The organism is Streptomyces sp. NTD107 (genome assembly GCF_059510435.1).
Map to the genome: position 1 here is coordinate 246,623 of NZ_JCAJZV010000005.1, position 19,265 is coordinate 265,887.

At 71.4% G+C, this 19,265-nt stretch carries 15 protein-coding genes; 10 read left to right on the plus strand and 5 right to left on the minus strand.

Annotation, left to right across the window (positions count from 1 at the left end; genetic code table 11):
- Positions 1-327: 327 nt before the first annotated feature.
- The gene (locus tag AC5WRL_RS13340) at positions 328-1,227 is read left to right on the plus strand and encodes a DNA polymerase Y family protein (protein ID WP_496088681.1); all 900 of its coding nucleotides are present in this window, start codon (positions 328-330) and stop codon (positions 1,225-1,227) included.
- A gap of 13 nt (positions 1,228-1,240) precedes the next feature.
- Here the strand turns inward: AC5WRL_RS13340 and AC5WRL_RS13345 are convergent, their stop codons facing one another.
- Positions 1,241-2,527, minus strand: a complete 1,287-nt coding sequence (locus AC5WRL_RS13345; RefSeq protein WP_496088682.1) for an FAD-binding protein — start codon at positions 2,525-2,527, stop codon at positions 1,241-1,243.
- Positions 2,528-2,640: 113 nt separating this feature from the next.
- On the opposite strand from AC5WRL_RS13345, the gene AC5WRL_RS13350 reads away from it, so the two are divergent.
- Positions 2,641-3,894, plus strand: coding sequence for a right-handed parallel beta-helix repeat-containing protein (locus AC5WRL_RS13350; RefSeq protein ID WP_496088683.1), 1,254 nt, complete (start codon positions 2,641-2,643; stop codon positions 3,892-3,894).
- A 64-nt stretch (positions 3,895-3,958) separates the two neighbouring features.
- Here the strand turns inward: AC5WRL_RS13350 and AC5WRL_RS13355 are convergent, their stop codons facing one another.
- A complete protein-coding gene (locus AC5WRL_RS13355; RefSeq protein ID WP_496088684.1) occupies positions 3,959-4,678 on the minus strand; it encodes a flavodoxin family protein in 720 nt (239 codons plus the stop codon).
- A gap of 138 nt (positions 4,679-4,816) precedes the next feature.
- Here AC5WRL_RS13355 and AC5WRL_RS13360 point away from each other — a divergent pair, with 138 nt between their 5' ends.
- Entirely contained in the window at positions 4,817-5,416 is a 600-nt protein-coding gene (locus tag AC5WRL_RS13360) for an HhH-GPD-type base excision DNA repair protein (RefSeq protein ID WP_496088685.1), read from the plus strand.
- 67 nt (positions 5,417-5,483) lie between these two features.
- On the opposite strand, the gene AC5WRL_RS13365 is transcribed toward AC5WRL_RS13360, so the two are convergent.
- From AC5WRL_RS13365 to AC5WRL_RS13375, 3 genes are all read right to left on the minus strand, one after another.
- Positions 5,484-6,779 carry a GNAT family N-acetyltransferase gene (locus AC5WRL_RS13365; RefSeq protein WP_496088686.1) on the minus strand — a complete coding sequence of 432 codons (1,296 nt, stop codon included), beginning with the start codon at positions 6,777-6,779 and terminating at the stop codon, positions 5,484-5,486.
- Entirely contained in the window at positions 6,776-7,870 is a 1,095-nt protein-coding gene (rsgA, locus tag AC5WRL_RS13370; protein ID WP_496088687.1) for a ribosome small subunit-dependent GTPase A, read from the minus strand. The genes AC5WRL_RS13365 and rsgA overlap by 4 nt, the downstream gene beginning before the upstream one ends.
- 218 nt (positions 7,871-8,088) lie before the next feature.
- Positions 8,089-9,096, minus strand: coding sequence for a LacI family DNA-binding transcriptional regulator (locus AC5WRL_RS13375; RefSeq protein ID WP_496088825.1), 1,008 nt, complete (start codon positions 9,094-9,096; stop codon positions 8,089-8,091).
- A gap of 258 nt (positions 9,097-9,354) precedes the next feature.
- Here AC5WRL_RS13375 and AC5WRL_RS13380 point away from each other — a divergent pair, with 258 nt between their 5' ends.
- The 7 genes from AC5WRL_RS13380 (at position 9,355) to AC5WRL_RS13410 (ending at position 19,262) form a co-directional block, all read left to right on the plus strand.
- Positions 9,355-10,287, plus strand: a complete 933-nt coding sequence (locus AC5WRL_RS13380) for a carbohydrate ABC transporter permease (RefSeq protein ID WP_496088688.1) — start codon at positions 9,355-9,357, stop codon at positions 10,285-10,287.
- A gap of 8 nt (positions 10,288-10,295) precedes the next feature.
- The gene (locus AC5WRL_RS13385) at positions 10,296-11,207 is read left to right on the plus strand and encodes a carbohydrate ABC transporter permease (protein WP_496088689.1); all 912 of its coding nucleotides are present in this window, start codon (positions 10,296-10,298) and stop codon (positions 11,205-11,207) included.
- Positions 11,208-11,279: 72 nt separating this feature from the next.
- A complete protein-coding gene (locus AC5WRL_RS13390) occupies positions 11,280-12,650 on the plus strand; it encodes an ABC transporter substrate-binding protein (RefSeq protein ID WP_496088690.1) in 1,371 nt (456 codons plus the stop codon).
- Positions 12,651-12,781: 131 nt separating this feature from the next.
- The gene (locus AC5WRL_RS13395) at positions 12,782-14,821 is read left to right on the plus strand and encodes a beta-galactosidase (protein WP_496088691.1); all 2,040 of its coding nucleotides are present in this window, start codon (positions 12,782-12,784) and stop codon (positions 14,819-14,821) included.
- A 57-nt stretch (positions 14,822-14,878) separates the two neighbouring features.
- Positions 14,879-16,909, plus strand: coding sequence for an RICIN domain-containing protein (locus AC5WRL_RS13400; protein ID WP_496088692.1), 2,031 nt, complete (start codon positions 14,879-14,881; stop codon positions 16,907-16,909).
- Between the two features lie 117 nt (positions 16,910-17,026).
- Positions 17,027-17,752 (plus strand): GntR family transcriptional regulator, encoded by a 726-nt coding sequence (locus tag AC5WRL_RS13405; protein WP_496088693.1) that lies wholly within the window; start codon positions 17,027-17,029, stop codon positions 17,750-17,752.
- Positions 17,753-17,855: 103 nt separating this feature from the next.
- Positions 17,856-19,262 (plus strand): cation:dicarboxylate symporter family transporter, encoded by a 1,407-nt coding sequence (locus tag AC5WRL_RS13410; protein WP_496088694.1) that lies wholly within the window; start codon positions 17,856-17,858, stop codon positions 19,260-19,262.
- Positions 19,263-19,265: the final 3 nt, after the last annotated feature.

Genomic DNA, 19,265 nt, shown 5'->3' on the forward strand with positions numbered 1-19,265 from the left:
GCCACGGACGACGCCCCGCACCCGACCCCTCCTGGAACGCCCGCCCCGCCCGGCCCCGTCCCTGGGCCGGCCGCCGCCGACGCTGCCGCCCTGGCACTCCGGGCAACCGCCGACTCCGTCCCCGGCTTCGGCCCGGGCCTCGTCTCCGGTCCGGGTCTCGGGCCAGTCGTTGGCGACGCGGTCCGCGTTGCTGTCTCCGCGTCCCGGTCCACCGCCGGTCCCGACCCCGACCCCGGTCCCGGTACCGGTCAGTGGGGGCGGGGGGTGCTTCATGTTTGGTTTCATGGGATTTTCGGCGGGGGCCGCTACGACGCCTTGCTCGATCTGTTGCACGACGTCAGTCCCGTCGTCCAGGCCCTGCCGCCCGATGCCGCGTTTGTCGATGTGACCGGGGCCCGCCGCTACTTCGGGCGGGAAGCCGGCTCGCTCGCCGAACTGATCCGGGTGCGGGCGCTCGCGCTGCACGGGGTCGATACCACCATCGGGGTCGCCGGCAATCCGCTGCTCGCCCGGATGGCAGCACGGCAGGGCGGCGGGCGCGGGGTGTGTCAGGTCACCGACGTCGCCCGGTTTCTCGATCCGCTGCCGCCCACCGCCCTGCACGGCATCGGCGCCGCTACCGCCCGTGCCCTCAGCAGCTACGGCCTGGACACCATCGGCAAGATCAACGCCGCCCCCGCCGCGACCCTCCAGCGCATCCTCGGCGCCGCGCCCGCCCGCCGGGTGCGGGAGCTGGCCCGGGGGATCGATCCCACCCCCGTCACCCCGGCCGCGCCGCCCCGTTCGCTGCGCGCCGACCACCGCTTCCCGCACGACGAACTCGACCCCGACCGCCGGCGCGCCGCCCTGCTCGGCCTCGCCGATGACCTCGGCTACCGGCTGCGCGGTACGGAGCAGACCGCCCGGGTCCTCACCCTGACCCTCCGCTACGCCGACCGTTCCACCACCACCCGCAGCCGTACCCTCCCCGAACCGACCGCCCACACCCCCGTACTGACGGCCGCCGCCTACGCGCTCCACGACGCGCTCGGCCTCCAGCGGGCCCGGGTGCGTACGCTCTCGCTGCGCGCCGATGACCTCGCCGGCGCGGAGCGCGCCCACCACCAGCTGACCATGGACCCGCGCGATGACCGCCGGCGGGCCGCCGAGGCGGCGGCCGACCGGGCGCGGCGCCGGTTCGGCCCGGATGCGGTCCGGCCGGCGGCCAGTGCCGCACCACCAGCCTGACGGTGACGGCCGCTCAGCCGTCCGCCGTCGCCGCCAGCAGGTCCGCCACGAAGGGGTTGCGGAAGACACCCGCCGGGTCGCGGGACAGGACCAGCCGCCGGAAGTCCGCGAAGCGCGGGTAGCTTCCGGTGATGGCCTCGGCCGGCAGCGTGGTCACCTTGCCCCAGTGCGGGCGGGCGCCCAGCGGCAGCAGCCGGGACTCAAGGTCCGCCACCACCGGCAGGACCGCCTCGGTGTCCAGGGTCCAGGTGAAGTGGAACGCCACCGAGTCCCGCCCGGTGGACGGCGACAGCCACAGCTCGTCGGCGGCGATGGTCCGTACTTCCGAGACCTGGAGCACCGGCGCCATCCGTTCGCCCAGTTCGCGCAGTACGGCGAACGCCTCGGGCGCGGCGGCGCGCGGCAGGAAGAGTTCGGACTGGAGTTCCTCGCCGTGGCTGGGGGAGTGGTCGGGCCGGAAGTGCGGCAGCCGCTCGTGCCAGGGGCCGGGTACGCCCAGCTGCTGGGTGGAGTGTTCGGTCGGTGCGCCGGGGATCGGGTGCCAGGGTGCGCCGGCCAGAGTGCCGTCCTGCCAGCCTTCGCCGGGGTGGGCGGCGCTCTCGCGGTCGAGCCGCCGCTTGAGGACGATCGTGCCGCGCCCGTCGTGCCAGCGGGTGAAGGTGGACACGCTGTAGGCGGCGCCGGTGATCTCGTCGAACCGCGTGGTGTCGAGGCCGTCCAGCGGGACGTTCTCGTACACCCACTGGGCGGCCTCGAAGGCGGGTTCGATCTCCAGCTCCATGGCGGTGATCACGCCCAGCGCGCCGAGCGAGACGACCGCGCCGGGGAAGACGCCGGGGTCGGTCTCGCGGTCGAGGCGGGCCGGTTCGCCGCCGGGGCCCACCAGTTCGATCGCGGTGACGGCGGAGGCCAGGCCCGGCTGCGTGTTGCCCGAGCCGTGGGTGCCGGTGGCGCAGGAGCCGGCCACCGAGATGTGCGGGAGGGAGGCGAGGTTGGCGAGCGCGAAGCCGGCGGTGTTCAGGGCGGCGGTCACTTCGGCGTACCGCTGGCCGGCGCCGATGGTGACCCGGCGGCGCGTGGCGTCGATCTCGGTACGGGGCGGCAGCCCGTCGACCCGGAGCAGGTCGCCGCTGGTGTCGGCGATGAGGTTGAAGGAGTGGCCGCTGCCCAGGACCCGCAGGTGTTCGGAGTCGGCGACGATGCGCCGCAGTTCGTCCAGGGAGGCCGGGCGGTGTATCCGCCGGGCGCCGAAGGTCACATTGCCTGCCCAGTTTCGCGCGGGCCCGTTGATCGTCACCATGCGCCGACCGTAATACGAAATGACCACAGAGGGCAGTTGGCCGGGCAACCTTCTTCCGGCGGGCGGCGACGCACAGGGTGATCAGGTGCGATCCCGCTCCGGAAGGACCACAGATGAAGCTCAGCACGACGGTCGGTGCGCTGCTCGGCGCGGCGGCCATGGTGCTCACGGCGACGGCCGTGCACGCCGCCCCCGCCCCAGCCCCCGCTCGCGCCCCCGCAGCCGCGTCCGCGTCGGCCGCCGCCCGGGCCGCGCTCGCCGATCCGACCATCGTGGTCGCCGTCAACGGCGACGACGGCGCGGCCGGTACGGTGGCCGCCCCGCTCCGTACCGTCCAGGCCGCCGTGGGGCGGGCCCGGCCCGGCGACGTCATCGCGGTGCGCGGCGGAACGTACCAGCTGACCACCAACATCCAGATCCTCACCTCCGGCACCGCCGCCGCCCCTATTACTCTGGGCCCCTACCAGGGCGAGCGGGTCATCATCGACGGCGATCCGCTGCCCGCCAGCCACACCCCCGTCGGCGGCAGCATCCCGCGCCCGCAGCGCGGCGCCATCCACCAGGAGGCGTCGTGGTGGCGGATCCACGGCCTGGAGCTGACCCGGGGCCCGTACGGCCTCTACTGCGACGGCTGCAACGACAACCGGTTCACGGATCTGATCACCCGTGACAACTACGAGACCGGCTTCCAGCTCCAGGGCAACTCCAGCCGCAATCTGATCGAGAATCTCGACAGTTACGACAACCACGACCCCCGCAAGAACGGGGAGAGCGCGGACGGCCTGGGCATCAAGGAAGGCCGGGGCGAGGGCAACCGGGTGGTCGGCGCCCGGCTGTGGCGCAACGCCGACGACGGATTCGACGCATGGCTGTTCGAGTCGGCGATCACCATCGAGAACTCCCTCGCCTGGGGCAACGGCTTCAACCACTGGAACTTCCCCGACTTCGGGGGCGACGGCAACGGCTTCAAGATGGGCGGCGGCAGCCCGGGCCCGGCAGCCCCCCACACCCTGACCAACTCCATCGCCTTCGACAACGCGGAGGACGGCATCACCGACAACGGCAACCCGGGCGCGCTCACCATCTCCCGCACCACCACCTTCCGCAACGGCGACACCGGCTACCAGGTCAACCGCTCCGCCTCCACCCTGACCGCCAACCTGTCCATCGCCGACGCCCGCGCCGTCAACCTGGGCAACTCCACCGCCACCGGCAACTCCTGGAACATCGGCGGCGACTGGGGCACCGGCTCCGTCCTGTCCACCAACACCGCGCTGGTGACCGGGGGCAGGGCGGCCGACGGGTCCATCCCCTCCAGCGACTTCCTGGTGCCGCGCGACGGGCGGGCCATCGGCGCCAGGTTCTGAAGCCGGGTCGGATCGGACGGGGCCGGGCCGGGCCGGGTCGGGCCGGACCGGATCGGGCCCGCCCTCAGCGGTGTTCGGGGTTCCCGGCGCCCGGCCGGCAGCCCGCCTCCCACTCGGTGCGCTGATTGCCGCGCGCCGGGACCCCGCCCGCCCGCTTGAGCAGCGCCGCCAGATGCATCAGATTCCACGCCATGAAGGCGGTGTTGCGATTGGTGAAGTCGTTCTCCGGGCCACCCGAGTCCGGATCCAGGTACGAGGGGCCCGGGCCCGCCTCCCCGACCCAACCGGCGTCCGCCTGCGGCGGGATGGTGTACCCCAGGTGCTGGAGGGAGTACAGGATGTTCATGGCGCAGTGCTTCACGCCGTCCTCGTTCCCGGTGAGCAGCGCGCCGCCCACCCGCCCGTAATAGGCGTACTGGCCCCGGTCGTTCAGCAGCGCCGAGCAGGAGTAGAGCCGCTCGATGACCCGCTTCATCACCGAACTGTTGTCGCCGAGCCAGATCGGTCCGGCCAGCACCAGGATGTCGGCGGCCAGCACCTTCTCGTACAGCGCCGGCCACGCGTCGCGCTCCCAGCCCTGCTCGGTCATGTCCGGCCATACCCCGGTGGCGATGTCGTGGTCGATCGCCCGGACCACCTCGGTGCTCACCCCCTGGGACTCCATCACGGCGCGGCTCATGCCGATCAGTCCGCCGGTGTTGCTGGTCTCGGGCGACCGTTTGAGGGTGCAGTTGAGATACAGCGCGCGCAGGTTGTCATACCGCAGTGGGTTTTCATCGCTCATGCTCCCCATGGGACGGGAGCACAGCCGCACCGGCCCGGCGGCGTACCGGCCGGGGGCGGGGGATTCACCCGTACGCGACGGGCGCCGGCGGGGTGGATGTGCCGGGCGGCGGGCGGCCCGCGCCGTAGAGTGCCCTGCATGAGCGACGCCACGATCCGTCTCGCACAGGAGCCGGCGGCCGACGCGCTGCTGGGCCGCAGCCCGCTCGCCGCCCTGGTGGGGATGCTGCTGGACCAGCAGGTGCCGATGGAGTGGGCCTTCGCCGGCCCCTACACGATCGCCACCCGGCTGGGCGGTGACGACCTGGACGCGCGGCAGATCGCCACGTACGACCCGGAGGAGTTCGCCGCCCTGCTGTCCGCCAAACCCGCCGTCCACCGCTACCCCGGATCGATGGCCGGGCGCGTCCAGCAGTTGTGCCGCTTCCTGGTGCAGCGGTACGACGGCGACGCCCAGGGGGTGTGGCGGGACGCGGCCAGCGGCGCCGAACTGCTCAAGCGGCTCACCGAACTGCCCGGCTTCGGCAAGCAGAAGTCCCAGATCTTCCTGGCGCTGCTCGGCAAGCAGTTCGGGGTACGGCCGCAGGGCTGGCGGGAGGCGGCGGGGGACTACGGGGCGGAGGGCGTCTACCGTTCGGTCGCCGACATCACCGGGCCCGAGACGCTGGACAAGGTCCGTTCCCACAAGCAGGAGATGAAGCAGGCCGCGAAGGCAGCCAAGGCCGCCGCGAAGAAGTAGCCACGACCGATCCGCGATCCGCGATCCGGGGCCGCCCCGCGCACGGGGCGGCCCCGGACCTTGTCGATCAGACGCCGAACGCCGCCGGATAACGGATCGTCCCGGCCGGCAGCGGGCGGTCCTCGGACAGGGCGAGCGCCATGATCGCCTCGTCGGGCACCTCGAACCCGGCCCGGATCCCGAACCCCGACGCCGGGGCGAACCCGAACCTCGGGTAGTACCCGGGGTGTCCGAGCACCGTCACCAGGTTCTCCTCACCCCGGGCCCGCGCCGCCGCCAGCACCGCCCGGATCGCCGCCGTCCCCGCGCCGCGCCGCTGGAAGTCCGGCCGCACCGCGCACGGGGCGAGCGTGAGCACCGGCTCGTCACCGACCCGGCCCCGGGTGAGCAGCGCATAGCCGGCGATCGTGCCGTCCGGGGCCTGCGCCACCACCGAAAGCTCCGGCAGCCACACACCCGGAGCCGCCCGCAGCGCGTCCACCAGGTCAGCCTCCAGCGGCGTCGGGAACGCCTCCAGCAGTACCTCGCGGATCACGGCCCGGTCGGCCGCGCCCTCGCTTCCGGGGCGTTCGGCGCGGGTGGTCCACATGGCGTTCTCCTTGGGGGTGGTGACGGCGGGGGACAGGACATAGCCCCGATAGCGGTAGTCGGCGCCGTGCTCGCGGCGCAGCGCGATCTCGGCCCGGGCGCCGGCGAGGGCTTCCGCCATACCGGGCAGCGCCGGATCGGCGGCGTCCGCGCGCCGGGCCAGCGGGTCGTAGTACTCCTCGAACCAGTCGCGGTCGGGGAGTTCGTACGTCCCCAGCACCCGGTAGCCGGCCGCCTCGGCGGTGGCCGTGTTCGCTTCCCCGGTACGCAGCGGGGCCGCCTGCGCCCAGAAGGCCGTGGCCTGTGGCCCCGGGGTGTCCGTGGTCCAATCGCACTCGGTGACCACCAGCACCCCACCGGGCGCCAGCAGCCGCCGCCAGCCGCGCAGCGCCGCCTCGAAGCCCAGCAGATAGGCCGATCCCTCGGCCCAGATCAGATCGAATCCACCGTCCGGGTAGGGGAGTTCGGCCATGGAGCGGCGCTCGGTACGGATCCGGTCGGCGAGACCGCGCGCGGCGGCGCGCGCCGTGAGTTCGTCCAGGAACGGCTGATGCAGATCGACGGCGGTCACGTGTGCCCCGGCCTCCGCCGCCAGCAGCAGCGCCGAACGCCCCGGGCCGCAGCCCAGATCGAGCGCGCGCGGCCGGTCCGGGAGCGGCTCGGCCAGCGCGAGCAGCCGGCGGGTGGTGGCATCGGAGCCGGGGCCCTGGCGCGGCAGCCCGTGGTGCAGTGTGAAAAACGCGTTCCGCAGTGCGCTGTTCCGTGCCCCGGTCACTTCTGCCGCCCGCCGTCCCGGCCGTAGACCGACCGCAGGTGGCGGCTGATGGCCTTCTGCCGATTGATGATCTCCTTGTGCAGCACCGCGCGCAGCCGGTCGTCGTGCCGTGCCGCCGCCCGGCGGCCCTCGCGTTGCAGCTTGCGGTAGCTGTCCAGCCGGCGCTCCGGCAGTTCGCCGTCCGCGATGGCTTGCCGGACGGCGCAGCCCGGCTCGCTGTCGTGCGCGCAGTCGGCGAACCGGCACTGCCGCGCCAACTCCTCGATCTCCGCGAACGTCTGCTGGAGCCCGGCGCCCGCCTCGTGCAGGCCCACCCCGCGCAGCCCGGGGGTGTCGATCAGGACCCGGCCCCCCGCGCCGGGCAGCGGCACCAGCTCCCGGCTGACGGTGGTGTGCCGGCCCTTGCCGTGCTGCTGTTCGCTCACCGCGCCGGTGCGCAGCACCTCCGCGCCCAGCAGCGCGTTGCCCAGGGTGGACTTGCCGGCGCCCGAGGTGCCGAGCAGCACGATGGTGCCCTCCAGCGCGCCGCGCAGTGCGTCAAGACCCGCGCCGGTGGTGGCGGCGACGGGGAACACCTCGACGCCGGGTGCCAGCGACTCGGCCTCCAGCCGGTCGGCCTCCGGGTCCGGGCTGAGGTCGGCCTTGGTGAGGGCGACCACCGGCCGGGCGCCGCTCTCCCAGGCCAGCGCGAGCAGCCGCTCCAGCCGGTCGCAGGAGATCGCGTCGGCCAGCGGCACGGTGATCACGATGGTGTCGACATTGGCGGCCAGCACCTGGCCCCGGGAGGTCCTGGCGGCGGCGGCCCTGACGATCGCGGTACGGCGCGGCAGCAGCGCCTCGATCCGGGTGCCGGCCAGCGCCGCCCAGTCGCCGGTGCACGGGGCGGTGACCGCCGTGGAGTCGGCGTGCAGTGGCCCGTCGGCGGTGATGACCTCGCAGCGCCCGCGGTCCACGCGGACGATACGGGCCGGGGTCAGGCCGGCGGCGCGGTGCGGGGTGAAGTCCTCTTCGAGTGACGCGTTCCAGCCGTGGCCGGACAGCGCGTCGGGAAAGTCGGGAAGGTCGGGAAAGCCGGGAAAGACGTCAGACAACGTTGGTAACCCTTGCGGACAAGGGGCCCCTGCGGTGTGAAAGCGCGTGGAATCAGACCGGGGCCCGGGATGTGAGGGTGGTCATGGTCCGGGCGTTGCGCAGCGCAACGGTCTCGTTCGCAGCCATCAACCTCACCTCCCTTTGCTCATCCGGGTGCGCGACCCACGTGTCGCGACCCGCACACCGTAGCACCGCGCCTGCCCCGCGGCCAGTGAGTTCAGCCGCGCGGCGGGGGCGGTGGCGGGGGCGGCGCGGTGCTCTGCCGGATCACCATGTGGGTGGGCACCAGCGTCGTACCGCGCTCGGGGGCGTGCCGCTCGCGGACCTTGCGCAGCACCCCCGCCACGCAGCGCCGCCCCACCTCGGCGAAGTCCTGGTGGACGGTGGTCAGCGGCGGCGGGAAGGAACCGGCTTCGGGGATGTCGTCGAAGCCGACGACGCTCACGTCGCCCGGCACGGACCTGCCTGCCTCGTGCAGGGCGCGCAGCAGCCCGAGCGCCATCTGGTCGTTGGCCGCGAACACGGCGGTGCACTCGGGGTTGCGGGCCAGCAGCAGCCCGGCCCGGTAGCCGGATTCGGCGCTCCAGTCGCCGGCCGCCATCGGCGGCACCGGGCGCCCGGCCTCTTCCAGGGTGGCGCGCCAGGCCAGGGCGCGGCGCTGGGCGGCGAAGGATTCGGCGGGGCCGCCGATGTGCCACACGGTGCGGTGCCCGAGGTCCAGCAGATGCCGTACCGCTTCGCGGCTGCCGCCGGCCTGGTCGGTGTCCACCACGCTGTAGCGGTCGCCGGCGTCGGAGTCGGCGACCACGACCTGGACGTGGGGCGGCAGCGGCAGCACCTCCACGCCGGTGAGGCTGACTTCCATGATCACGATGGCGGCGTCGACGGCGAGTTCGCCGAGCCGGGTGAAGGCGCCGCGTACCCCGTCCTGGGTGGGGGCGGTCACCGGGATCAGGGTGATCGCGTATCCCTCGGCCGCGGCGGAGGCGGCGATCGCCTCCAGGGTACGGACGTTGCCGGTGGTGGCGAGGGTGAACAGGATGACCCCGATGGTGCGGAACTCGCCGCGTTTCAGCGCGCGGGCCGCGCTGTTGGGGCGGTAGCCGAGCTGCTTCATGGCGGTGAGGACCTGGGCGCGGGTCTCCTCGCCCACGCCGGGGTGGCCGTTGGAGACCCGGGAGACGGTCTGCGAGGAGACGCCGGCGAGCCGGGCGACATGGGCCATCGACACCCGCTGGGTGCGGCGTGGCCCCGGCACCGCGCCGGGTTCCGGCGTCGTTGCCGGCTCCTGCTGTTCCTTGGCCACCTGAGCCTTCACGTTCCCCTCGTGCTCGTCCTGCTGCCCGGGCCCGGGCTGTGATCCCGGACCTCGACTCTTGACGGCGATCAGGCAGCAGTGTAAGCATCCAGCCATTGATGTTTACGTAAACATAATCCAACATGTTTACGTAAACATTCCGCACGACGGAACAAGGAATCGGCCATGACAACGTTGTCACCGCCCCTGGGAGCGGGACGTACCACCCCAGCCCGCCCACCCCGGCGGCAGCGCGACCGGCGCTCCTGGACCGGCTGGGGCTTCATCGGTCCGTTCATGGCCGTCTTCGCCCTGGTGTTCCTGGCACCCATCGGTTACTCGATCTACCTGAGCCTCTTCCGCGACCAACTGGTCGGCGGCACCACCTTCGTGGGGTTCGAGAACTACCGGCGCGCCTTCGAGGACCCGCAGTTCTGGTCCGCGCTCGGCCGGGTCAGCCTCTTCCTGGCCGTGCAGGTGCCGATCATGCTGTTCCTCGCGTTGCTGGTCGCCCTCGCCCTGGACAGCGGCCGGCTCTACGGCGCCAACTTCTTCCGGATCTCGATCTTCCTGCCGTACGCGGTCCCCGCCGTCGTCGCCACCATCATGTGGAGCTTCATGTACGGCTCCCGCTTCGGGCTGATCGGCAACATCAACGACACCTTCGGCGTCTCGATACCCGACCCGCTCTCCCCGGATCTGATCCTCGCCGCCATCGGCAACATCGTGACCTGGGAGTTCATCGGCTACAACATGCTGATCTTCTACTCGGCGCTGCGGGTCATCCCGCACTCCCTCTACGAGGCCGCCGAGATCGACGGCGCCGGACAGCTGCGGGTCATCACCGCCATCAAACTCCCCGCCATCCGCGGCGCCCTGGTCATCGCCACCATCTTCTCGATCATCGGCTCGTTCCAGCTGTTCAACGAGCCGTCCATCCTCCAGAAGCTGGCCCCCAACGCGATCACCACCTACTTCACGCCCAACCTCTACACCTACTCGCTGTCCTTCTCCGGCCAGCAGCACAACTACGCCGCCACGGTCGCGATCATCATGGGCGTCTTCACCATGATCATCGCCTACGCCGTGCAGCTGCGCGGCATGCGAAAGGAAGCGTGAGCCAAGCGATGGGAACCCCGGCTTCCGCCGTACGGCTGCGCACCCCGCGCCGCCCGCGCCCGCCCCACAGCGTCAACCGGCCGCGCCGCAGCCTCACCCTGACCCTGCTCACCGGCCTGGTCCTGGTGTACACCCTGGTCCCGCTGGTGTGGCTGTTCATCAACGCCACCAAGACCCAGGCGTCGCTCTTCGACTCCTTCGGCCTGTGGTTCAGCGGCGACTTCGCGCTGTTCGACAACATCGGCAAGACCCTCAGCTACAACGACGGCGCCTTCGTGCGCTGGCTCCTCAACACCCTGCTGTACGTGGTCGCCGGAGCCGGCGGGGCCACCCTGCTGGCGGTGCTCGGCGGCTACGCGCTCGCCAAGTTCACCTTCCCCGGCAAGCGCGGCGTGTTCGCCGTCATCATCGGCGCGGTCGCCGTGCCGGGTACGGCCCTGGCGATCCCCACCTTCCTGATGTTCAGCAAGATGGGGCTCACCAACACCCCCTGGGCCGTCATCATCCCCTCCCTCATCTCGCCGTTCGGCCTCTATCTGATGTGGGTCTTCGCCTCCGAGGCCATCCCCACCGAACTGCTGGAGGCCGCCCGCATCGACGGATCCAGCGAGATCGGCACCTTCTTCCGGGTCAGCCTGCCGCTGCTGGCCCCGGGCATCGTCACCGTCCTGCTCTTCACCATGGTCGCCACCTGGAACAACTACTTCCTGCCGCTGATCATGATCAAGGACCCCGACTGGTACCCGCTCACCGTCGGCCTCAACTCCTGGAAGGACCAGGCCGCCACCGCCGGCGGCGAGGCCATCTTCAACCTGGTGATCACCGGCTCGCTGCTGACGATCGTCCCGCTGGTCGTCGCCTTCCTGCTGCTCCAGCGCTACTGGCAGTCCGGCCTGGCCGCCGGAAGCGTCAAGGAGTAACAGCCACCCCCCCGACCCCTCCCGACCCCCCCAAGTCCCCCCGCCCCTTGTGAAATCTGACAAAGAAGTGAGATGGACACCATGAGCAACACCACTGTGCGCCGCGCGGTGCGCACCACGGCCGTGGTCAGCGCCCTGGCCCTGGGCCTGGCCGCCTGCGGCTCCTCCGACGACGGCAACGGCGGAGGCGGCGGGGGCGGCACCTCCTCCGGCCTCACCCCGGCCGATGTCGAGGCGGCCCTGGAGAAGGGCGGCACCCTCACCGTCTGGTCCTGGGAGACCACCCTGCCCGCCGCCGCCGAGGCGTTCATGGCCGAGCACTCCAACGTCAAGGTCAACATCGTCAACGCCGGCACCGGCCGGGACCAGTACACGGCCCTCCAGAACGCCATATCCGCCGGCTCCGGCGTCCCCGACGTCGCCCAGATCGAGTACTACGCGCTCGGCCAGTTCACCCTCTCCGGCTCCCTCACCGAACTGAACTCGATGGGCGCCGACCAGCTGGACGGCACCTTCTCGCCGGGCCCCTGGAACGCCGTCCACTCCGGCGACAGCATCTACGCGCTGCCCACCGACTCCGGGCCCATGGCGCTCTTCTACAACAAGACCGTCTTCGACGAGTACGGCATCGAGGTGCCCACCACCTGGGAGGAGTACGTGCAGGCCGCCCGGGATCTGAAGGCGGCCGACCCGGGCGCGTACATCACCAACGACACCGGCGAGCCGGGCTTCGCCACCAGCCTCATCTGGCAGGCCGGCGGACGCCCCTACTCCTCCGACGGCACCGACGTCACCATCGACTTCGACAACGAGGGCACCGCCGCCTACACCGACACCTGGCAGCAGCTCATCGACGAGGATCTGCTCGCCCCCATCAACAGCTGGACCGACGAGTGGTACCAGGGCCTGGGCGACGGCACCATCGCCACCCTCGCCACCGGTGCCTGGATGCCGCCCAACTTCGAGTCCGGCGTGCCGAACGCCGCCGGTGACTGGCGAGTCGCCCCGCTCCCGCAGTGGGAGGCCGGCGCCAATGTCTCCTCCGAGAACGGCGGCAGCTCCATGGCCATCCCCACGGCCGGCAAGAACCAGGCCCTCGCCTACGCCTTCGTCGAATACCTCAACGTCGGCGACGGCGTGCAGACCCGCACCGCCGCCGGAGCCTTCCCCTCCACCACCGCCGACCTGAACTCCGAGGAATTCCTCAACGTCGAGTTCGACTACTTCGGCGGCCAGAAGGCCAACGAGATCTTCGCCGAGTCCGCCGCCAACGTCGGCACCGGCTGGTCCTACCTGCCCTTCCAGGTCTACGCCAACTCCATCTTCAACGACACCGCCGGCCAGGCGTACGTCTCCAACACCACGCTGGCCGACGGCCTGCGCTCCTGGCAGGACGCCTCCATCAGCTACGGCAAGGAGCAGGGCTTCACGGTCAACAAGTGACCGCCCCACCTTCCTGACCCCGTGACCGGTACGGGCGCGGGCCCGCGCCCACCGCGCCCGCCCGCGCCCGTACCGGCGCCCGCCCTGCCCCGGCCCTCTCACCGCACCACCCCCGCGTACCAAGGAGCACGATGACCCGCGCCCCCGCCCCCGCACCCGCCGCCACCCACCGCTGGCCGCGCCTGCCCGGCATCGGCTACGGCGCCGACTACAACCCCGACCAGTGGCCCCGCGAGATCTGGGCCGAGGACATCGCCCTCATGCGCGAGGCCGGCGTCAACGTCGTCTCCCTCGCGATCTTCTCCTGGGCCCGCATCCAGCCCACCGAGAACAGCTGGGACTTCGGCTGGCTGGACGAGATCATGGATCTGCTGCACGCCGGCGGCATCAGCGTCGACCTCGCCACCGCCACCGCCTCCCCGCCGCCGTGGCTCACCGCCAAGCACCCCGAGATCCTGCCCGTCACCCGCACCGGCGAGATCCTGTCGCCCGGCGCCCGCCAGCACTGGCGCCCCACCTCACCGGTCTTCCGCGAGCACGCGCTGCGCCTGGTGGACGCCATGGCCAAGCGGTACGCCGACCACCCGGCCCTGGTCGCCTGGCACATCTCCAACGAACTGGGCTGCCACAACCTCTACGACTACTCCGACGACGCCGCCCGCGCCTTCCGCGCCTGGCTGCGCGGTCGCTACCAGAGCCTGGACGCCCTCAACCACGCCTGGGGCACCGCCTTCTGGTCCCAGCGCTACAGCGACTGGGAGCAGATCCTGCCGCCCCGGCTCGCCGCCTCGCACCCCAACCCCACCCAGCAGCTGGACTTCAAGCGGTTCTCCTCCGACGCGCTCAAGGACTATCTGCGCGCGGAACGCGAGCTGCTGCGCGGCATCACCCCCGACGTCCCGATCACCACCAACTTCATGGTGATGAACGAGACCAAGGGCATGAACTACGCCGACTGGGCCGCCGAGGTCGACTTCGTCTCCAACGACCACTACATCCTGCCCTCCCCGCAGGCCCAGGACGAGCTCTCGTTCTCCGCCAACCTCACCGGCAACATCGCCGGCGGCCGGCCCTGGTTCCTGATGGAACACTCCACCAGCGCCGTCAACTGGCAGCCCGTCAACCGCGCCAAGGGCGCCGGCGAACTCGCCCGCGACGCCCTGCTGCACGTCGCGCACGGCGCCGACGCGGTGTGCTACTTCCAGTGGCGGCAGTCCGCGGCGGGTGCCGAGAAGTACCACTCAGGGATGGTCCCGCACGCCGGCCGCGACAGCGAGGTCTTCCGCTCCGTCACCTCGCTGGGACAGCGGCTGAAGGACCTCGCCCCACTGGCCGGCGCCGACCGCGCCCCGGCCCGCGCCGCGATCCTCTTCGACTGGGAGTCCTGGTGGGCGAGCGAGCAGGACTCGCACCCCACCGAGCTGCTGCGCTACCGGGCCGAGGCGCTCGACTGGTACTCGGCGTTCCTGGCCCTGGGGGTACGGGCCGACGTGGTGCCCACCGGCACCGCACTGGCCGGCTACGACCTGGTCGTCGCCCCCGTGCTGCACATGGTGCCCGCCCCGCTCGCCAAGGAGCTGACCGATTACGTGGCGGGCGGCGGCCACCTGGTCACCACCTACTTCTCGGGCATCGTGGACGAGAACGACCACGCCCACCTCGGCGGTTACCCGGGCCCGCTGCGCGAACTGCTCGGCATCCGCATCGAGGAGTTCGCCCCGCTGCTGCCCGGCGAGTCCGTCGCGCTGGACGACGGCAGCACCGGCACCCTGTGGAGCGACCGTGTCGAGGTCACCGACCCGGAATCGGTCGAGGTCTGGGCCTCCTACCGCACCGGCGAGCTGGCCGGCCGCCCCGCCATCACCCGCCGCACCCCCGCCACCGGTACGGGATCGGCCGCCTATGTCTCCACCCGGCTCGGCCCCGACCAACTCCCGGCGGTGCTGGCCCGGCTGCTGGAAGGCGCCGGCATCGCGGCCGAACTGCCCGCGCCGGTACGCGGCAAGATCGAGCTGACCGTGCGGGCCCACGAGGGCCACGCGTACTGGTTCCTCATCAACCGCACCGAGGAGCCCGTCGACCTCAGCGGCATCGAGGGCGAACTCCTCACCGGCGAGACCTCCCCGCTGCCCGCCCGTGGCGTCGCCGTACTCCGCCGCGACCTCCCCTGAACCATCCCCGCTTTTCCCATCGCAACGACGCGAGCTGAGAAGAGGTTCACACCGGACATGAACAGCCCACTCCGCAAGAGGAAGCCGGCCGCCGCGCTGGGCGTGCTGGCGCTGGCCACCGGCACCCTGGTCGCCGCCGGACCGGCCACCGCGACCGCCGCCGCGTACACCGTCACCCCCGACCCCTCCTATCAGGGACAGGAGTTCGAAGGCTGGGGCACCAGCCTGGTCTGGTTCGCCAACGCGACCGGCGACTACCCCGACGAGATCCGCGAGCGTCTGGCCGACCTGCTCTTCGGCGACGACGGACTGGCGCTGAACATCGCCCGCTACAACGTGGGCGGCGGCAACGCCCCCGATGTCACCGACTATCTGCGGGCCGGCGGCGCCGTCGAGGGCTGGTGGCAGGCACCGGCGGGCACCACCCGCGAGGACACCGACTGGTGGCAGGCCGACAATCCCACCCACTGGAACGACAACGCGGACGCCACCCAGCGCTGGTGGGTGGACCGGATCAAGGACGACATCGACCACTGGGAGGCGTTCAGCAACTCCCCGCCCTGGTTCCAGACCGTCAGCGGCTATGTCTCGGGCGGCTTCAACGCCACCGACGAGCAGCTGCGCCCGGACCGGGTGGACGACTTCGCGGCCTACCTGGTGGGCGCGGTGGACCGGATCGAGGCCGCGCACGGCATCGAGTTCGCCACCATCGACCCGTTCAACGAACCCAACACCAACTACTGGAGCACCCGGCTGGGCCCGGACGGCAAGCCGGTCGGCGGCCGGCAGGAGGGCGCCCACATCGGCCCGCGCGCGCAGCAGGACGTCATCCGGGCGCTGGCCGCCCGGCTCGCCGACGAGGCCACCGGCACCGACGCGGTGATCTCGGCGATGGACGAGACCAACCCGACCACCTTCGCCCGCAACTGGGAGAGTTACCCGGCGCAGGTGCGCGAGCTGGTGGACCAGCTCAATGTGCACACGTACGGCACCGGCGGCCGTACCACGGTGCGGGACATCGCCAAGGGCGAGGACAAGCCGCTGTGGATGAGCGAGGTCGAGGGCGACTGGGGCAACGGCCAGGACTTCGAGTCGATGGCCCCGGGACTTGGCCTGGCCGAGCGGATCACCAGCGATCTGCGTGAACTGGAGCCCACCGCCTGGGTGTTCTGGCAGCCGGTGGAGGACTACGACAACATGAAGCCGGGCGGTGAGTCCGAGCGCGGCGGCAACTGGGGCAGCATCCAGCTGCCGTTCAACTGCACCGAGGGCGACACCCTGGAGTCCTGCCCGATCTACACCAACCAGAAGTTCAACACCGCCCGGAACTTCACCCATTACATCAAGCCCGGCGACCATCTGATCGGCACCGCCGACACCGCCAGCGTCGCGGCCCTGTCGTCGGCAGGCGGCGCCACGGTGGTGCACACCAACCAGAGCGCGGAGCGGCGCGACATCACCCTGGACCTGTCCAAGTTCAAGAAGATCGACAAGAACGCCACCGTGACCCCGGTGGTGACGAGCGCGGCCGGCGCGCTGGTGACCGGCGAGCCGGTACGGGTCCGGGACGGCCGCGCCGTGCTGACCGTCCCCGCCCAGTCGGTGACCACCTTCCTGATCGACGGCGTCTCGGGGGTCGCCAACGACGCGGCACTGGTGCAGCCGGGGCACACCTACCGGTTGACGGGTGTGCAGAGCGGCAAGCCGCTGACCGCGGCGGCCGACGGCTCGGGCGCGGTGATCAGCACGCCGGTGGCCGGCGACCGGGCCCAGATCTGGACGCTGACCCCGTACACCAAGGGCCATGACAACCGGCAGCAGTACACCCTCGGCAGCCGGTCCGGCAATCAGCGGATCGCGGTACGGGACGGGGCGGCCGTGCTGGAGAAGGACCGGGGCCGGCCCGACGCGGCGGCCCGCTGGATCCTGTCCACGACCGGCGACGGCACGTACACCCTGGTGAACGCCGCCACCGGCCGCCTTCTTGAGGTGGGCGGCCAGGCCACCCACGACGGCGCCCCGGTCACCGTGTGGACCCCCAACTCGGGCGCCAACCAGCGCTGGACGATCACCGATCTGAAGCACTGACCCGCAGCACCCGCGTTTCGGACGCCGTGCCGCCATGAGCCCCCGACCTCATGGCGGTGCGGCGTCGCTGTTCTAGGATGGGGCGGCCGTCCGTGTCGAATCGAGCGAGGAGTTCCCGTGGGTGAGCCGCGCTATGCCGCGATCGCCGACGATCTTCTGCGGCGGATCTCCTCGGGGCGCTGGGCGGTGGGTGAACTGCTGCCCGCCGAGCCGGATCTGGCGGCCGAGTACGGGGTCTCCCGGGAGACGCTGCGGCGCGCGCTGCGGCGGCTGGAAACCGCCGGTCTGATCTCGCGCCGCAAGGGCACCGGCACCCGGCTTGAGCGGACCACGCCGCGCACGGAGTTCACCACGAAGCTGGGCAGCGTCGAGGAGCTGACCCAGTACGGGCGGGCCGCCGTGCGGCAGGTGCTGTCGGTGGAGCCGGTCACGGTGGACGCGGCGCTGGCCTCGGTCACCGGGCTGCCGGCCGGCGAGCCGGCGGTGTGCATCACCTCGGTGCGGCGCGATCCGGAGCGGGAGCGGGCCGCTCTGTCGTGGGCGCGGGTGTATGTGTCCCCGGCCGACGCGGAGGCGATCACCGGGGAGCTGGGTGACAGCACCCGGCTGATCGCGGATCTGATCGAGGCCCGTACCGGGCGCGCCGTGGAGCGGGTGGTGCAGCGGGTGCGGGCGGTTCCGGTGCCGGACGGGGCGGCCCGGCTGCTGGGCGTGGAGCGTGGCAGTCCGGGGCTTGAGTTCGTCCGGCGCTACTACGACGCGGCCGGCGCGCTGTTCGAGGTGACGGTGAGCGTGCACGCGGGTGACCATTTCGTCTACGAGACGGAGCTGTCCCGCCGCTGAGCCCGGTTCTGTCCTCCCTTTTTTGACCCACCCCTTGACAGGGGGATTTTTTTGGCCACTCTATGTCTAGACACATTTCATGTCTAGACAAGGATGACTACGCATGAGGTCACAGGAAGAACTGCTGGACGCGGCCTCCCCACCGCCCGGCACCGGCCGCCGCCGACGCTGGTACCGGGGACTGGGCGCCCAGGTCGTCGTCGCGATGATCCTCGGGATCGTCGTCGGCTTCGCCTTCCCCGGCACCGCCGCCCAGCTCAAGATCGTCGGGGACCTGTTCCTCGCCCTGGTCAAGGCCGGCGTGGCGCCCCTGGTCTTCTTTACCATCGTGATGGGCATCGCCTCCGCCGGAGACCTCAGGAAGGCCAGCCGGATCGGCTTCCTGGCGCTGATCTACTTCGAGGTCGTCTCCACCGTCGCCCTGCTGCTCGGCCTGCTGGCCGCCAATGTGTTCGGCGTCGGCAAGGGCGCGGGCGCCCTGCCCGAAGACGCGGCGGCACCGGCGGCCCAGGAGGGCGACCACGGCTTCACCGCCTTCCTCAAGGACATCGTCCCCGACAACTTCGTCGGCGCCTTCTCCTCCGGACAGCTCCTCCAGGTCGTCGTGCTGGCCGTCATCTTCGGTGCCGGACTCCTCGCCCTCAAGCCCCACATGCAGCAGCGGATCAACGCCGGCCTCGACGTCATCTCCGAAACCTTCTTCGGCTTCGTCAACATCGTCATGAAGCTCGCCCCCATCGGAGCCTTCGGCGCCATCGCCTACTCCGTGGGCGTCAACGGCAGCGGCATGCTGCTCGCCCTCACCGAACTCGTCCTCCAGTACTGGCTGGTCATCGCCGTCTTCGTGTTCGGCGTGCTCGGCCTCATCTGCCTGACCGCCGGCTTCAACATCTGGCGGATCCTCCAGTACGTCCGGGTCGAGATGACCCTCGTGCTCGGCACCGCCTCCTCGGAGGCCGCCCTGCCCGGACTGCTGAAGAAGCTCAACCGGATCGGCTGCTCCAAGCAGACCGTCGGCCTGGTGCTGCCCACCGGCTATGCCTTCAACCTCGACGGCACCTCGATCTACATGTCCATCTGCACGCTGTTCGTGGCCAATGTGTACGGCATCCCCATGGGGCTGACCGAACAGCTGGGCCTGCTGCTGATCATGCTGCTCACCTCCAAGGGCGCGGCCACCGTCTCCGGCGGCACCTTCGTGGTCTTCACCTCCACCGTCGCCGCCACCGGCTATCTGCCGGTCGAGGGCGTCGCCGTGCTCTTCGGCGTCTACCGCTTCATGTCCATGGCCACCGCCTTCTGCAACACCTTCGGCAATGTCGTCGCCACCTTCGTCCTCGCCAAGTGGTGCAACGAGATGGACACCGAGAAGGTCAAGCGGGCTCTCGCCGACCCCAAGGCGTTTCTCGCCGAGACGGAACCCGAGGAGGCCGAGCGGGCCGAGCGGGCCGGCCGCGACCACCCCGCTCCCACCGAACGCGACCCCCATCCCACCACCCTCGCGAAGTGAGAA

What these genes read in the sequence shown, in the direction of transcription:
- AC5WRL_RS13390 (WP_496088690.1), top strand. Translation starts at nt 11,280, where the DNA reads ATGGACACCATGAGCAACACCACTGTGCGCCGCGCGGTGCGCACCACG.
- AC5WRL_RS13350 (WP_496088683.1), top strand. Translation starts at nt 2,641, where the DNA reads ATGAAGCTCAGCACGACGGTCGGTGCGCTGCTCGGCGCGGCGGCCATG.
- AC5WRL_RS13385 (WP_496088689.1), top strand. Translation starts at nt 10,296, where the DNA reads ATGGGAACCCCGGCTTCCGCCGTACGGCTGCGCACCCCGCGCCGCCCG.
- AC5WRL_RS13410 (WP_496088694.1), top strand. Translation starts at nt 17,856, where the DNA reads ATGAGGTCACAGGAAGAACTGCTGGACGCGGCCTCCCCACCGCCCGGC.
- AC5WRL_RS13400 (WP_496088692.1), top strand. Translation starts at nt 14,879, where the DNA reads ATGAACAGCCCACTCCGCAAGAGGAAGCCGGCCGCCGCGCTGGGCGTG.
- AC5WRL_RS13360 (WP_496088685.1), top strand. Translation starts at nt 4,817, where the DNA reads ATGAGCGACGCCACGATCCGTCTCGCACAGGAGCCGGCGGCCGACGCG.
- AC5WRL_RS13375 (WP_496088825.1), bottom strand. Translation starts at nt 9,096, where the DNA reads ATGGCCCATGTCGCCCGGCTCGCCGGCGTCTCCTCGCAGACCGTCTCC.
- AC5WRL_RS13345 (WP_496088682.1), bottom strand. Translation starts at nt 2,527, where the DNA reads ATGGTGACGATCAACGGGCCCGCGCGAAACTGGGCAGGCAATGTGACC.
- AC5WRL_RS13395 (WP_496088691.1), top strand. Translation starts at nt 12,782, where the DNA reads ATGACCCGCGCCCCCGCCCCCGCACCCGCCGCCACCCACCGCTGGCCG.
- AC5WRL_RS13355 (WP_496088684.1), bottom strand. Translation starts at nt 4,678, where the DNA reads ATGAGCGATGAAAACCCACTGCGGTATGACAACCTGCGCGCGCTGTAT.
- AC5WRL_RS13380 (WP_496088688.1), top strand. Translation starts at nt 9,355, where the DNA reads ATGACAACGTTGTCACCGCCCCTGGGAGCGGGACGTACCACCCCAGCC.